Raw genomic sequence first — 14,445 nt, forward strand, 5'->3', positions numbered from 1 at the left:
TTGAATACTCTATTAAAGTTCGCAGAACGCACAACACCCTATAAAGCTTAAAGTAGTTACTCAATATATTTATTTATCATGTAATCTGCGCCAACTCATATCAATCGACTATCAATATTGAATTCAATCCCACTTCGATTCACTCCCCCCTTAAATTCACTGAACTATGCTTGGGCTACCAAATTCCGACCTAACTGACAGTGGGACAAAAATGGCGAACAATCACAAAGAGACATCAAAAGCGATACTGGAATTGTGGGGGGACAACTTCCCCGACAAAGCGACAGATTATTTATCACCGGATTATAAAAACCACCAAATGCCTTATGCTGGAGGCGACACTTCAGCGCTAACAGTACAAGGATGGCAGCAACTTGTCGCAGATTTTCACCAGGGATTCTCCAATACAAAGTTAGAAATTCTGCTGCAAATTTCTGAGGGAGATTACGTCTGCACCCGCTGGAGGATAACCGCCACCCATACGGGAAAATTCCTACAGTATGACGCAACAGGAAAAACCAGCAGTTGGACTGGCGTGCATACCGATAGATATAAAGATGGAAAAATGGTGGAAAGCTGGGTGGACTGGGATAAATACACTTTCCTGGAGCAATTAGGTTTAGTTGAATAGCCGACCACGAACCAGTCAAAGGTAGCCTGCACAACGCTACCTTTGGCAACTAACAATATATCAATCTTTCTGTATCTATTTACGATAATATCTCTATGGCAAAAGTTTTATTGACTGGCTTTGAGCCCTTTGGTAACACACCGATAAATCCAGCTGAGTCAGTTATGCGTATGCTGGACGGAACACGAATAGCCAATGGTGATATTCATGGTCTTTTGATACCCAACAACTTCTTTGAAAGCATTGAAGTTGTCACGGATGCTATTGAAGAAATAGAACCGCAATTAGTGGTGATGTTAGGAGAGTACAGTGGCCGTGCAATCATTACGGCTGAGAGAATTGCACAAAATTATAATGATTCCACCAGATATAATTTGAAAGATAACCGGGGAGTTGAAATGCAGGGTGAGCCGACTGTACAAAATGGTCCTGTCGCTTATCACAGCACACTCCCTATCCGTGCAATGGTTGTGGCAATGCGCAATATTGGTGTTCCTGCCGATATTTCTGATACTGCGGGTACTTTTTGTTGCAACCATATGATGTATGGCGCGCTTCACTATATTGCAACTAATCAGCTGAATATCCCCGCCGGCTGGATACATCTTCCTCAACTACCCCAGATTGCCGCACTGCCCGAAAATTTCGGCAATCCCAGCATGTCAAAAGAAACTGCCGCCCTTGGGATACAGGCTGCCATTGAAGCCGCACTAGCTAACCCGCGGGACACTGACGATCCGATCCCTTCTCACTTACAAATCTAATCAAATTGAACTGTTTAGTAAGGTCATATTCCCCCTACTAGTAATTTTTATGCAAAAAACATACAAAGAAGGAAATATCAACGAGATATTTCAAAGTACCAAGTAGATCAATAAATGCTCTTGCCGCACAAAAAAAGGCTATATCGACACTATAAATCAAACCCTTCTAGTACTACTAATTTATAGCAACATCATCACTATATTTGTCCCCTCCAGATAGACCCGACATCACAGCTACCGTGCCAGTCCAAAGAGTATTTCTACAGAAGAGACAATCAATGTCATTAAAGTGATGCCCCTTTTTCGCCAAGGTATCCAAAACCCACTTCAGGTTTACAGCTGCCATAAACTGTCTATTTCTTATGGTTAGAATACTGGGCGGCTGAAAGGACTGAATGCTATTTGCCTTGGCAACCATTCCGATATTATTAGCATTCTGAATTCTGCGTCTTCGACTATCACTATCATTGTGAGACATAATCGCATTAATCGAAGTATAAGTTTCATTGTTAGTATTGTGTCTATTAGTAGCGCTACTGGTATACTTCGTCAGGATGTAGTTAAAACAAGTATCATTTAAACCTAAATCTTCAACAGAATTGGCCCCCCGATCATAAAACCTCCCAAGTCCAGGATCATTCACACTGAATTTATCACGCGAGTAAAAATGCAGGTTAACATTGTGCTCTATTTTGAAACTGGATGTAGTTCTGCGATACCCGTGAGCAGTTACAATTAACCGGTTCGTTGTCATTCCACGAGGAGTCCACAACCAAGCACGACCATCAAGATCTATACACTGATAGTTCCCTGCCACCGCCACTTCAGAATCATCAAAGGTATGCCAAAGCGCTGTTGCCTTATTACCAAAATAATCCTTTAAAGCACTTTTGACATTACTGAAAAACTCCTTTGCAGGCATAAACCCTCCCCAGCTTTCAAAGCCTAAGTTAACAAATAGAATTATCTCGAGAAAAATCGTATTCCACCCAACAGCCAAAGTAAATGTTTAAAATATGCGATTTTTTAATCAAAAATAGCTTTCAATAGCTACAGGAAATATGATCCGGAGTCTATTAGGCAAACTATCAGATACTCACTCTTCAGGAGCAGGAAGCAAAGAGTCGACAGTTAATATAAGTAATTTCGCGGGATCTGTTTTGGAGGGATTAATCGTACAATGCCCCTGCTGGTCAATAGCTATACCATTAACAGGCGTATCTCCCCCAAAATGAACATCTCCAGGCCTATATGTCACCTCAACACCGTCCCGAGTTGTCGTACGCCAACAGCCAGATAATGTAATAACCCATTGAGGGTTCGGAGTAGAGTGAAAATCGCTTTTCCACCAAGGAGGCAAAATTGCAAACTCACTTCGAATAACTTTAGGCAAATCACGATAGTGATATTCGGGCACAGGATTGGAGTATTGAATCAATTCAAAATCTGAAAAATGTCCTACAGTGGTTCTTGACCTTCCTCTTTTATCATACCAAAGATGATAAAAATCTTGGCGAACGATTTCTTCTTGCACTACGAGTATTTCACCTCATCAGCAAAAGCTAAAAATTGCCTCATCGATAAATCACTAATTATCCATAGGTTACCCTAGTTTCAGACAATCCAGATCACCTACTTAGAAACTGTAACACCGAAGAATTTGTCTTCCTCAAATATTGATCTACAGACCACTTTCTGCCACCAGTTAACACGAAAGATAAGCAAATAAAAGCCCAAAAAAGAGGGTATTCCCACCCACCATAAACGGTTTGTATATTTCCACTAATATCTATACCACTGACATGACTTGCCCATGAAAAACCTGCGAGATAATGCCGCCCTTCAAATAATGCAATCATCAAATAAAGAGCAGTCCCAACAGCGGCAAACCGCGTAAACAAACCGAAAGTAAATCCAACAAATGCAGAGAACGCACAAATACCAGAGATAATCACCATAGAGGATGAGTATCCAATCCCCTCAAAATAATGAACAACAAAATTGTAAGCGTCTGCGCCCAGCAGACCAAACTTCTCAGCAAAATGATGGGTAAAATTGAGCCCGATATAAATTCGAATCAAGGCCAACTGTAAATCAGCTGCAGTCTCATAGCTTTCGTGCGTGCTCTGCTTCATATAACACTTCCTTAACACACAACTCAACCACAGCCATACCTTCCTTTTTAAGAGATATCATAAAAGGGTTTACAGTCATCTATAATAATAGGCCAAGCCCACCCCGTTGAACCGCAAAAATTGCCTAATTCGCAACACCATATATATTATTGCGGTAAACCAGGTTTACCTAAATGACAAAAGAGGCACTTCAAAGAATGCCCCAAACCTATTCTTCGGAGGAGGCCAGCAATTCATTGATGCATTTACACCGTAAATCCAATCTCACCGGCCTTTCTCTGAGTAAAGCCGCCCTATAAAAGCTGCAGGAAAAAGCTACTGCTCAAACACAGTGGATTTTATAGTAATTAGAGCCGTACCCATAAATATCAAAGCAACTCCACTCACAGCGTATACGTCAAACTTTTGCTGCCAAATAACCACAGAAGCTGCACAAACAAGAGCAATACCGACGCCTGACCAGATGGCATAAGTCATTCCCACATTCATATTTTTTAGTACAAACGCAAGAAATAGACTCGCCAGAGAATAAAAAAAGATAGAGGCCATTCCCAGCCACCACTTTTCCCAACCGTTGGAAGCCTTAAGTAGTAGGGTAGCTGTAACTTCGGTAATGATTGCAAAAAATAAAAACAAATAGGTCAAGTTCTACTCCATTAGAATTTATTGTAGTCAAATCACTTGATCAGCTAGATACTATCAAATTTATGACGAATAGCGCTATTGGAAAATAGCGGGGATTCTGCTATCTACTATGCGGCTGTACGAAATACAATGCTGGACTTTACAGTCAGCAGTCAGCCCTCTGGCTACCCAAGATAACTCATGTCTTCCCATTGACAAATCAGCAATAAAAGAAGAGCTAGATTTCAGCCCCGACAACTACCTAGCCTGTCGATACCAATAGATCTAATTGTAGTATTACAGCTGTTTTTTATACTCCTCCAGAAACAATCGTGACTAATTTTACACTCATATTGGCCCCATACCAGCGATTACTGACTTGTTGAAAAATACTCAATGTGTGCAAATATTTATTAAACAGAGGAGTGCGGACCAAATAACATCTACCTCACGTAGCAGGCAAGTTGCATAGAGCAACAACTAAACGATATTTGGGATATAGGATTGAAATATCGTGAAACCGATACTTGGTATAATTTGTGTGGTTACACCCTATATCGCCAATGACGTACCCCTTTTTAGACCTGTGTTACTACAGGCATACAATCGCGATGATTACAAATTTCTCGATTTAGCGTTTAGAGCGCAAAACACTTCTCTCCCAAGCTATCGACAGAACAGTATTCTTCGTACCTACCAGCTGAAAATCGCATCTTCTTTTTTTATTAGAAAGGCGGCAGATAAAACACAGCCCCCCTACTTCACAAGGGTATTGAAGAAACTAAGTAGTATGGTCTCAAAATGCACTGGAATTGGTTGCTCAGAAGTTGGCTGCCCAAAATATCGCAGAAAGTCCTACAGAGATTTGAAGCATTACGAACATCAAATCCTTCCACAGATTTCATTACACATAATGATTGCTTCAAGTTACTGGATCCAGGCAATCCATGTTCAAGCCCCTTACAGGCAATCTCGGATATCGAGGCAGACCATCAGCAACAAATGAATGCACAGCAAAGCGGCGATACTTATGCGCAACATTATAGTCCGTTCCGTAACGGGAAACTCTGACGAGGCCTGGTCTGATTGGCGCTGGCAAATGCGCAATCGCATCAGCACATTGGATGGCCTAAAGCGATGGATCAATGTTTCTACTTCTGAATCTGACGCTATCCAAAAGCTAAAAGGAATCTATCGGTGGAGTATTACACCCTACTACGCCTCCTTAATGGACCCTGATGACCCTAATTGTCCAATTAGATTGCAGGCAGTTCCCTCACTAGAGGAAACCATCGTACCCGACAGTGCAGACATTGACCCTGTAGGTGATCAGTATTTTCGTAAAACCAACCGCGTCGTACATAAGTACCCAGATCGCGTCATCTTTCTGGTAACGTCTGTTTGCCCTGTTTATTGCCGTCATTGCACAAGGAAATTTCACACCACAACGGTGGGCCCGGAAAGTTATTTTGAACAAGGCGAAGCAACCAGCTGGGATGAGGATATTGCTTACATAGAATCACATCCACAGATTCGCGATGTATTACTCACCGGCGGCGACCCACTGATGTATTCCAACGACCGCTTGGCCAAACTATTGGAGAAGCTGAGAGCAATAAATCATGTGGAAATTATTCGTATTGGCTCACGCTTTCCCGTACTGGCCCCCCAACGTATCACCGACGAATTGTGCGAAATGCTCGCATCATTTCATCCGGTGTGGCTGAACACGCACTTTAATCACCCCAAAGAAGTCACAGAAGAAGCCGCCGCTGCATGCGACCGCTTGCTGAGAGCGGGCGTTCCGGTGGGAAATCAAACAGTGCTTTTAAAAGGCGTAAATAATTCACCGGATGTTATGCGACAATTGATGCTCGCTCTGGTAAAAATACGAGTCAGACCCTACTACCTCTATCACTGCGATAATGTGGTCGGTGTCTCTCACTTTATGACAAGCCTGAAGGAAGGACAGGCGATTTATGAGTCATTGCAGGGGCACATCACGGGTTTTGCGGTCCCTCAATATGTACTTACTACTGAGCTGGGCAAAAACCCGGTCATGCCCTACGAATATGTAAAACAAGGCGATATCGAAGGCGAATGGCACATTCGAAATTTCAGAGGGCAAACGGGTATATATCTGGAGTAACAAAGTGCTAACTACCAGAGAAGGCAATCATAAGTCACAGATTTATTGCGCTGATGCCTTTTGGATGCTCCTGAGATATCCAAAACACCAAGTGTTTGGCAACGGTAGTCTGCACCACAATATATCGTAGAGTTTTACAGGATCCAGGATAACTATAAATGACTGCTTATAGCTGATTCCACAATGCGGTTGATCATGGCCCCATACTGAATACCCGCCAATTCACACATCACGGGCAGTTCAGAAACTTCAGGCCGCAAACCGGGTAGGACATTGACCTCCATAACCATGGGGGCTCCCTGTGCATCATAGCGAATATCAACTCGACCACCATCACGACACTCAAGTACTTCCCAAGTCTTCTGCGCAATTGCTCGAACCTTTAGCGCCTGACCATCGTCAACCAGCCGGCCGGGGAAAGCTCCATCATACTTGTAATAAACAGGTTCATCGCCCAATAACTTTTCCATCACGCCAATGCACTCGGCAGTTGCACCCGTCCCCAAAAAACCCACAGTAAACTCTCGGCCAGGTAGGAATGTTTCAACCAGTACTGGCTGATTAAATCGACTCAAAAGGTATTCACAGCGGTTTTTCAAAGCTGCCTTGTCGATAACTTTGGACTCAGGCGATACCCCCTTACTGGTTCCCTCCCTGAGCGGCTTTGTCATCAAAGGGTATTCAAGCTCCACTCGATTGACATCTGTAACGCTTCGAACAACTGCAAACTGTGCCGTTGGTATACCCATATCCCGCAATATGCGTTTGGTCATCTCCTTATTAAGAGTCACTGTGCTGGCAAATGGATCAGAAAATGTGTACGGTATCTTCCAGGCGTCCAACAAAGCGGGAACCTGTGCTTCGCGCCCCGTTCCATACATCCCCTCAGCAACATTGAACACTAGATCCCAGGTGTTACCTTCAACCAGTTGCTGCGCCAATCTGTAAATATTGCCGACCCGTTCGATATGGTGGCCTGCGCAGGTAAGCGCATCGTGAATCGCATCTATCGTCTCCAAGTAATCAAGTTCAGCGACGTCCTCTTCACTAAACCCCATCCCGAGATAATCATCACGAAGGTCGTAGACTATACCGATACGCATCAATCATGCTCCGCTGCCACTACACAATCTATCGAATGCCGGACTGGAATATTAGCTACGCAACTGATTTTCACTTTAACGCCCCCCAGCCCCTACCCGGAAAAGTGAACGTAAAAAAGAAGTTAATAACCTTCATTAGTACTGAGTTTTGGATAGGGTTGAAGTCGAAAGTACTTGCAAGTAACCATTAATAAAGACAACTAACCAAATGCCGTATTGCCCGTAGAGCTAATTAGCACAAAAGCTATCACGCAAGGTTCTTCACCTCGATTGACCCAATTATGAACTGTCCCCCGCTGGACAAGTGCATCTCCCGCAGACAGCTTCACAACAACCTCATCTCCCATTTCCATCTCGATATTCCCAGACATCACTACCGCATAATCAATGCTGTCAGTTTGGTGAGATCGTGGCGTAACTCCCGGCCCAAATTCTACGACCTTAAAAACCGAGCCTCCCGGAATCGTAGTTCCATCAAATTTTCTCCCGCCGTTGTCTCTACCATCTTCACAAAGCTCTACGGGCAAGTCCTGAGTAGTCCATAACTGCTGCTGAACCATATGAGGCCGCCAACTACTGGTATGCAAACCCTGATCATCTATGAGCACTACTGGCTTTCCCTCTGGGTCGTGCCCTGTAACAACTCGCCGGACATTCACACTCATCGCACTCTCCTTTCTCCTGGGAAGCAACCGTCTAGTTACGGGAGAATATAGTTCAGCCAGCAGCTAGCCAGCTTACCGGACAGTGCTGGTATCACCGATGTTGCGAAATCACTATAATCGCGCCCATGTCTGAGTTACCTATTCACAGTATCCTCCCCGAACTGCTCCAGGCCTTGAGAGGGCATAGTAATGTCGTGCTCCAGGCACCCCCCGGAGCGGGTAAAACGACCGCCGTACCACTGGCATTAATAGATGAGCCTTGGTTGAGCGGAAAGAATATTATTATGCTGGAGCCGCGACGTTTGGCCGCTAGAACGGCAGCGGCGCGCATGGCTAACCAGCTGGGTGAGAAAGTTGGTGATACCGTTGGATTTCAGGTCCGGGGCGAGCGGAAGTCAAGCAAGAAGACTCGCATCCTGGTTGTAACCGAGGGAATTCTCACGCGCCTCTTACAGGCTGACCCTGAATTGGCATCCAGTGCTCTGGTCATATTCGATGAATTTCATGAGCGCAGCCTGCAAGCCGACCTCTCCCTCGCCTTATGTCTTCAGTCCCAGGAGTATCTTCGCGAGGATCTCAAGATTCTGGTGATGTCTGCCACCCTGGATACCAGCGGCATCTCCTCACTACTAAATAACGCACCCATCATATCCAGTGAAGGACGCAGCTATCCCGTCGATATTGAATACTTAAACCAACGAGAAGAGCCCGAGGACAAACGACAAATCCCAGCTTTGATGGCAAGTAAAGTTGTCGCATCCTTAGGCAAACAAGAAGGTAGTGTTCTCGCCTTCCTTCCTGGTGTCGCCGAAATCAAACAGGTTGAGAGCTTATTGGGGGAGCGACTATCTGAGGAAACCGAAAAGGGCCGCATTATTATTGCACCGCTTTTTGGGGATCTGAGCCGTGAGCAGCAGGATCAGGCGATAGCACCAACGGCACCAGGCACGAGAAAAATCGTACTGGCTACAAATGTGGCCGAGACCAGCCTGACGATTGAGGGCATCCGAATAGTTATCGACTCAGGATTAATGCGTGAATCGCGCTTTAATCCCAACTGTGGCATGAATCGTTTGGTGACAAGCTCGATTTCCCAGGCCTCAGCTAACCAGCGCACAGGGCGTGCCGGGCGCCTCAGCGCCGGCTACTGTCTGCGACTCTGGAGTGAGGGCCGGCAACGGTCATTGAGCACCAATAATACAGCGGAAATCACCCGCAGTGATCTGGCTCCCCTGGCACTTGAATTAGCCAAATGGGGGGTTACCGATGTCAGCGAGCTCAACTGGCTCGACACACCACCCCCAGGACCTATGGCCCAGGCCCAACAGCTCTTGCAGCAACTGGGGGCACTGGATGACAAACTGCGTATTACCCCTCACGGGAATACCATGCTGGCTTTTGGCGCCCACCCTCGCCTCGCACATATGTTAGTTGCCAGTGTCAGCTGGGGATCGCAGGAACAGGCCTGCCTGCTAGCAGCGCTACTATCTGAACGGGATATTTTTCGTGGCGAAGCCCGATGGGATAGGGACATTAGCAAACGGATTCAGGCTCTGCAGTCCCAAGGCAACGATCGGCGGGTAGATCGCGGTACTGCTCACAGAGTACGCCAGCAGTCTAAAACCTGGCTCTCTCAATTAAAGAAGTTTGAGTCAAGTTCAAGTCCTGCACCACAGAGTATCGATCACTCCGATGAAACTGGTGCCCTGCTTGGACTCGCCTACCCAGACCGTATTGCGAAATCGCGCAGTGATACCGGCCGCCGGTTTCTACTCTCCAGTGGCCGAGGCGCACATTTCTCCCATGATGACGCCCTAGCTTTAAGCGAATACCTGGTCATTGCCGAACTGGATGGCCAGGGCCGAGATGCAAGTATCCAGCTGGCAGCAGAGATTTCCCTGCCCGCTTTGAAGTCGCATTTCGCCGCCCAGATCAAAGAAGAGATTTCAGTTCGCTGGGACGAGACTACCGGCCGCGCTGTCGCCCTACAGCAAACGCAATTGGGGGCGCTGGTTTTACACCAGCGGCCTGCAGCAGATATTCCACCGGAGACCCTCAGTCGCGCATTATTAGAAGCCGTACGAAAGAAAGGTCTCTCCTCCCTCCCCTGGAACACAGAAGCTAACCAGTTACGTTTTCGAGTGGAATTTTTGCGCCAAAGTGAAGTGTCCGGAGATTTTCTCGGCGACACTCGAGTACCAAACTGGAGTGATGAGGCTCTATTGGAGACCATGGAGGATTGGCTGTTACCTCATTTGCAGGGGTTCAGCAAACTTGAGCAGCTAGGGCAGCTTGACTTGCAAAGCATCTTGCGCGGACAGCTTGAGTGGGACCTGCAACAAAAACTCGATGACTTGGCCCCCAGTCACTACCTGGTTCCCAGTGGCTCCCGGATAAGAATCGACTACGGAGAAACCCCACCTGTTTTGGCTGTGCGCCTGCAGGAGCTATTTGGATTGGCACAAACTCCAACAATTCTAAAAAACCGCTATCCATTGATGATTCATTTGCTCTCTCCGGCACGGCGCCCCGTTCAAATTACCCGTGACCTGGTGAATTTCTGGGCCAATACTTACCAAGAGGTAAAGAAGGAGCTGCGTATCAAATACCAGAAACACTATTGGCCCGATGATCCCCTGACGGCTGAGGCTACTACTAAAACGAAGAAGAGAATGGATATGGGACGGTAGTTCTTTTTTTAGATTCACTGCCTCTGAGGCAGCAAAATTACTTTCTGGGCGGCGGTTAAGTTAACATTCAGCAACAACCGGATAGCATAAGCTGCCGCAAGGGATAGGAACTCGCGCCAATAGAGATAGTCTGAATTATTTTGGCCCGCAGCGACGCCCCAAAACCAGAACAAACTCTAACTCGTAGCAATGGAGATGTATTTTGCGCCGAATACTCTTAGCAGCTCTCAGCCCATTACTGATATTTGGCTGTAGCCTCGATGATCTTCCCGATGATTTGAATCAGTCAACTATCAAGTACGATAAGGAAATGCGTTACCTGGTAGAGGATATCAGCGCCTACGCCAAGGGCATCAACCGTCACTTTCTCATCGTACCCCAGAATGGGGTTGAGTTGATTACTACGACAACCACTACCACTGGTCCAGTCGATGAAGCCTACCTGGATGCCACAGACGGCATTGCACAGGAGGCCCTCTTCTTTGGCGCAAATGGTGTTGTCAACGAGCCCACCAGCGAGTCAGAAACCAAGCGCCTCCAAACTTACCTGGACTTGGCGAAAGATGAAGGGGATACAATCCTAATCACGGACTTCACCAATATTGAGCGGGATATTCAAGAGTCATATGAGAATAACGAAGAAGCTGGGTATATTTCTTTTGCCGCAGATAGCGAACTCCTGAACGATGTACCGCTATATCCCGATGAGCCCTTCAATGTTAACTCTCTGGACATTGATGACCTTGAGGAAGCCAAAAACTTTATCAATATCACCAATACCAGCAACTACTCTACGCCTCAAGATTTCATCGATAAACTGAGTGAAACCGATTACGACATATTGATAATCGACTTTTTCTTTGACGGTGAACCTTACACAGAAGAACAAATTGAGCAGCTCAGGGTAAAAGAAAATGGTGGGCGCCGCTTAGTGCTGGCCTATGTCAATGTCGGCGAAGCACAAGACGATCGTTATTACTGGAAATCCTATTGGTACAACACTCCTCCCGAATGGCTATTGGGAGAAGTACCCGGTGAGTCAGGCAATTACTATGTGAAGTACTGGCAGGAGGGCTGGCAGAAAATTATCTTCGGCAACGATGATTCTTATATTTATATGATCGTTGATGCAGGATTCGATGGGGCCTATATGGATGGGATCGATGCATTTGAATACTTCGATTCCGACGATGAGTAATCATTAGGCCCCAACGCTTTCACTCAGCAGGCATCAGGCCTGCTGAGTTTCCTTATATTGAGTCACATACTGGGAAAGTCGCCCGGACATTTCCTCTGCCAGTTTTTGCAGGGCATTGAGCGGGCGTATCATCACCTCAAACTCAATAATCTTACCTTCATCATTAAAGCGGATAATATCCAATCCCTTCAGGCTCTTATCACCGATGGAGGCTGCGAATTCAAGAGCCAGATCGTGTCCCGATTCGGTAGTAAATTCACGGTCGTATTCAAAACTCTCAAAAACCTGCATCACCGTATTGAGAATCAGGCACACAGCAGCGGAGCTGTGGTAGGGCTTAAAAAATGCCGGTGAACGAAAAACAGCATCTTCTGCAACGATCGCTGGTAAGCGACTCAGATCTCGCGCAGCGACCATCTCGTGCCATAGGGCAATAGATTCCGCTATTTTATTATTGGAATTGTTCATTGGAGACTTCCTCTTCACTCACTTGTTTTTGTAAAAATTCTCTCCCATCAGCACCCCCCAACTCGTAAGTTTTTTGGGCTAGCTCAGGATTTGTGTAATCCCAAACACTGATGAATGGCGGTTTCGAGGGCTGGACATAAGTCCAATCCTGATCGCCTTTGCGCTGTGTAAATATGTCCGGGAACTGATCGTAACGACGGGTCAACAACACCAGCACCCTTCCCTTTCCATTATCCAGCCCTGCCACAGGGATGTTATCTACCACCCCACCATCGAGTGCTGTTCGCCCCCGCAACTTAAGTCTTGGGGTGAATGGCGGCGTACAGGAGGAGCACAAAATCAGGTCCACCAACTCCTCAATACTGGAACAATCCCGGGCTCGATAAAATTGCTGCTTAAAACCTAAGCGCTGGGCGATCTTGGGGTGAAGGCTGCGTAAAAAATGCTTATCGGCATAGTAGGCCATGGCCCCCACTCCAAAAGCCAAACCCCCAGATAGGCCTTTTGGTGGGTGAACAACCGCAATTCGCAACTCTGCGCCCTGCTGAAGGGTCTCCAGTCCATCGCGAAACAGCTCTAACATCGCATTGCGGTAGATTCCATATTGGGGGAACACAGGTTCTTTACCAAAAAGGTTTCCCCAATAAGCATTTTTTTCATTAGTCTCGAACGCAGTCCAAAAATATTCACGAGCCTCCTCCGTCTTACCCATCAGCACCAGGCTCGACATTAGGCCCCCTGCCGAGACCGCAGTAACCACCTTCGGAGAAAGACTAATTTCGTTGGCTATCGACTCCCAAAAACCAATCTGCCAGGTACACCGCCCACCACCACCGGCAAAAACAACTTGGTCAAACATGATCTCGCTTCCCTGCAGCAGCCTTCCGGCTGGAACTTCCTGAGTCCATTCTGTGTTTTACATCCTCTCAAGTGCAGTTTCAGGCCGCTCTTTGCATTACCGCCGACACTTATGACCAATTAGTTTCAGCCTTCATGATGACATATTGATGACGACAACAATATGCAACTAATTGCATAAGCTAATCGAATCACAAGTATTGTGCAACTGATCGTCTTGACCCTGAACTCACTGAATACTCAAATTTCCACCAGGCGATCCTTACCGGACACCAGCGCATCGAGAAAGGCATAACCGTCTGCAACCCCAATTTTTAAGGTATGCCTCAGCGCACTGGGGTCAGCAAAATTCCACATCCCGATAGGCAGCGGGCTGGAGGGCTGCACATAAGTCCACACCTGCCCCCCCCTTTGCACACTGAAACTGTTCGGTAGGTGTGGAAAGCTCCCTGTATCCAAAATCAGAACCCGCCCTTTGCTAGCATCCAAGCCGGCGACCGGGGCATTACCTACCAGAGCTCCATCCAGTACCTCTGCACCATCAAGCGATAACCTTGGGGATATGGGAGGGGCACAACAGGAACTCAAAATAAGCTGCTCAAGATCTTTCCCATCTTTGCATTTACTCACGGGGTGAAACATTTGGCGAAACCCCAAATGTAACGCTGTATTTGGGTGCAAGTCGTGAAAGATATGTTTGTTAGAGTAGAAAATTGCCAGCCCCAGCGTCAGTGCGAGCGGCACAGGCAACCATTCCGGGGGATAGGTCACTGCAATTCTGAGGTCGGCAGATTGACGCAGAGGCTCAAGGCTATCGTGGAAAAATTCATGCACCCCTTTGCGATAGATCTCAAAGTGCGGAAAAATTGGTTCTTTACGGAATGAATTATTCCAGTAGAAATTCCTTTCATTTTTTTTGCAAGCAGAGTGAAAGTAATTAACACCCTCACGGCAGCGATCCGTAAGCATGAGTGCCGCTACCATGCTGCCTCCGGATGCAGCACAAACAACTTTTGGCCGGATCGGTAATTCGCGACTTAGGGATAACAAAAAACCAAGCTGCCAAGTGCAACGGCTTCCTCCGCCACCAAAAACCATTTGATCAAACATGACGACACCCTCTAAAAAAGGCTATCGAAATAAATACGGGGATTTTTGAT

At 46.5% G+C, this 14,445-nt stretch carries 14 protein-coding genes; 5 read left to right on the forward strand and 9 right to left on the reverse strand.

Annotated features, from left to right (window positions below; all coding sequences use genetic code 11):
* The first annotated feature begins 211 nt into the window (after window positions 1-211).
* Both ACJJIL_RS11845 and pcp read left to right on the forward strand, forming a co-directional pair.
* Window positions 212-631 (forward strand): ester cyclase, encoded by a 420-nt coding sequence (locus ACJJIL_RS11845; protein ID WP_444913560.1) that lies wholly within the window; start codon window positions 212-214, stop codon window positions 629-631.
* A 95-nt stretch (window positions 632-726) separates the two neighbouring features.
* Window positions 727-1,395, forward strand: coding sequence for a pyroglutamyl-peptidase I (gene pcp, locus ACJJIL_RS11850; RefSeq protein WP_445359787.1), 669 nt, complete (start codon window positions 727-729; stop codon window positions 1,393-1,395).
* Between the two features lie 175 nt (window positions 1,396-1,570).
* On the opposite strand, the gene ACJJIL_RS11855 is transcribed toward pcp, so the two are convergent.
* From ACJJIL_RS11855 to ACJJIL_RS11870, 4 genes are all read right to left on the reverse strand, one after another.
* A complete protein-coding gene (locus ACJJIL_RS11855) occupies window positions 1,571-2,317 on the reverse strand; it encodes a putative adhesin (RefSeq protein WP_413665522.1) in 747 nt (248 codons plus the stop codon).
* A 174-nt stretch (window positions 2,318-2,491) separates the two neighbouring features.
* The gene (locus ACJJIL_RS11860; protein ID WP_444913556.1) at window positions 2,492-2,929 is read right to left on the reverse strand and encodes a cupin domain-containing protein; all 438 of its coding nucleotides are present in this window, start codon (window positions 2,927-2,929) and stop codon (window positions 2,492-2,494) included.
* 94 nt (window positions 2,930-3,023) lie between these two features.
* Window positions 3,024-3,530, reverse strand: coding sequence for a DoxX family protein (locus ACJJIL_RS11865; protein ID WP_444905513.1), 507 nt, complete (start codon window positions 3,528-3,530; stop codon window positions 3,024-3,026).
* A 315-nt stretch (window positions 3,531-3,845) separates the two neighbouring features.
* Entirely contained in the window at window positions 3,846-4,175 is a 330-nt protein-coding gene (locus tag ACJJIL_RS11870) for a DMT family transporter (RefSeq protein ID WP_413665519.1), read from the reverse strand.
* A gap of 1,009 nt (window positions 4,176-5,184) precedes the next feature.
* Here ACJJIL_RS11870 and ACJJIL_RS11875 point away from each other — a divergent pair.
* Window positions 5,185-6,303: a KamA family radical SAM protein gene (locus tag ACJJIL_RS11875; RefSeq protein WP_444941961.1), complete on the forward strand. Its 1,119-nt coding sequence runs from the start codon at window positions 5,185-5,187 to the stop codon at window positions 6,301-6,303.
* A gap of 152 nt (window positions 6,304-6,455) precedes the next feature.
* On the opposite strand, the gene ACJJIL_RS11880 is transcribed toward ACJJIL_RS11875, so the two are convergent.
* Complete coding sequence (locus ACJJIL_RS11880) at window positions 6,456-7,406, reverse strand: D-alanine--D-alanine ligase family protein (RefSeq protein ID WP_444941962.1); 951 nt, start codon at window positions 7,404-7,406, stop codon at window positions 6,456-6,458.
* A 200-nt stretch (window positions 7,407-7,606) separates the two neighbouring features.
* Window positions 7,607-8,071: a cupin domain-containing protein gene (locus tag ACJJIL_RS11885; RefSeq protein WP_444897561.1), complete on the reverse strand. Its 465-nt coding sequence runs from the start codon at window positions 8,069-8,071 to the stop codon at window positions 7,607-7,609.
* 125 nt (window positions 8,072-8,196) lie between these two features.
* On the opposite strand from ACJJIL_RS11885, the gene hrpB reads away from it, so the two are divergent.
* Window positions 8,197-10,761, forward strand: a complete 2,565-nt coding sequence (hrpB, locus tag ACJJIL_RS11890) for an ATP-dependent helicase HrpB (RefSeq protein WP_445359788.1) — start codon at window positions 8,197-8,199, stop codon at window positions 10,759-10,761.
* A 202-nt stretch (window positions 10,762-10,963) separates the two neighbouring features.
* Entirely contained in the window at window positions 10,964-11,959 is a 996-nt protein-coding gene (locus tag ACJJIL_RS11895) for an endo alpha-1,4 polygalactosaminidase (RefSeq protein ID WP_444957456.1), read from the forward strand.
* A gap of 33 nt (window positions 11,960-11,992) precedes the next feature.
* On the opposite strand, the gene ACJJIL_RS11900 is transcribed toward ACJJIL_RS11895, so the two are convergent.
* From ACJJIL_RS11900 to ACJJIL_RS11910, 3 genes are all read right to left on the reverse strand, one after another.
* Window positions 11,993-12,427 carry a nuclear transport factor 2 family protein gene (locus ACJJIL_RS11900; RefSeq protein WP_413665513.1) on the reverse strand — a complete coding sequence of 145 codons (435 nt, stop codon included), beginning with the start codon at window positions 12,425-12,427 and terminating at the stop codon, window positions 11,993-11,995.
* Window positions 12,411-13,286 carry a patatin-like phospholipase family protein gene (locus ACJJIL_RS11905; protein ID WP_445359789.1) on the reverse strand — a complete coding sequence of 292 codons (876 nt, stop codon included), beginning with the start codon at window positions 13,284-13,286 and terminating at the stop codon, window positions 12,411-12,413. The genes ACJJIL_RS11900 and ACJJIL_RS11905 overlap by 17 nt, the downstream gene beginning before the upstream one ends.
* 239 nt (window positions 13,287-13,525) lie before the next feature.
* Window positions 13,526-14,395, reverse strand: a complete 870-nt coding sequence (locus ACJJIL_RS11910) for a patatin-like phospholipase family protein (protein ID WP_444941966.1) — start codon at window positions 14,393-14,395, stop codon at window positions 13,526-13,528.
* Between the last annotated feature and the right edge of the window lie 50 nt (window positions 14,396-14,445).

The sequence above is a fragment of the Microbulbifer maximicatervae (SeqCode) genome (genome assembly GCF_052468095.1).

Excerpts from the sequence above, each read along its gene's own strand:
- ACJJIL_RS11885 (WP_444897561.1), bottom strand. The coding sequence starts at position 8,071 with ATGAGTGTGAATGTCCGGCGAGTTGTTACAGGGCACGACCCAGAGGGA.
- pcp (WP_445359787.1), top strand. The coding sequence starts at position 727 with ATGGCAAAAGTTTTATTGACTGGCTTTGAGCCCTTTGGTAACACACCG.
- ACJJIL_RS11865 (WP_444905513.1), bottom strand. The coding sequence starts at position 3,530 with ATGAAGCAGAGCACGCACGAAAGCTATGAGACTGCAGCTGATTTACAG.
- ACJJIL_RS11905 (WP_445359789.1), bottom strand. The coding sequence starts at position 13,286 with ATGTTTGACCAAGTTGTTTTTGCCGGTGGTGGTGGGCGGTGTACCTGG.
- ACJJIL_RS11875 (WP_444941961.1), top strand. The coding sequence starts at position 5,185 with ATGCGCAACATTATAGTCCGTTCCGTAACGGGAAACTCTGACGAGGCC.
- ACJJIL_RS11845 (WP_444913560.1), top strand. The coding sequence starts at position 212 with ATGGCGAACAATCACAAAGAGACATCAAAAGCGATACTGGAATTGTGG.
- hrpB (WP_445359788.1), top strand. The coding sequence starts at position 8,197 with ATGTCTGAGTTACCTATTCACAGTATCCTCCCCGAACTGCTCCAGGCC.
- ACJJIL_RS11910 (WP_444941966.1), bottom strand. The coding sequence starts at position 14,395 with ATGTTTGATCAAATGGTTTTTGGTGGCGGAGGAAGCCGTTGCACTTGG.
- ACJJIL_RS11880 (WP_444941962.1), bottom strand. The coding sequence starts at position 7,406 with ATGCGTATCGGTATAGTCTACGACCTTCGTGATGATTATCTCGGGATG.
- ACJJIL_RS11900 (WP_413665513.1), bottom strand. The coding sequence starts at position 12,427 with ATGAACAATTCCAATAATAAAATAGCGGAATCTATTGCCCTATGGCAC.
- ACJJIL_RS11855 (WP_413665522.1), bottom strand. The coding sequence starts at position 2,317 with ATGCCTGCAAAGGAGTTTTTCAGTAATGTCAAAAGTGCTTTAAAGGAT.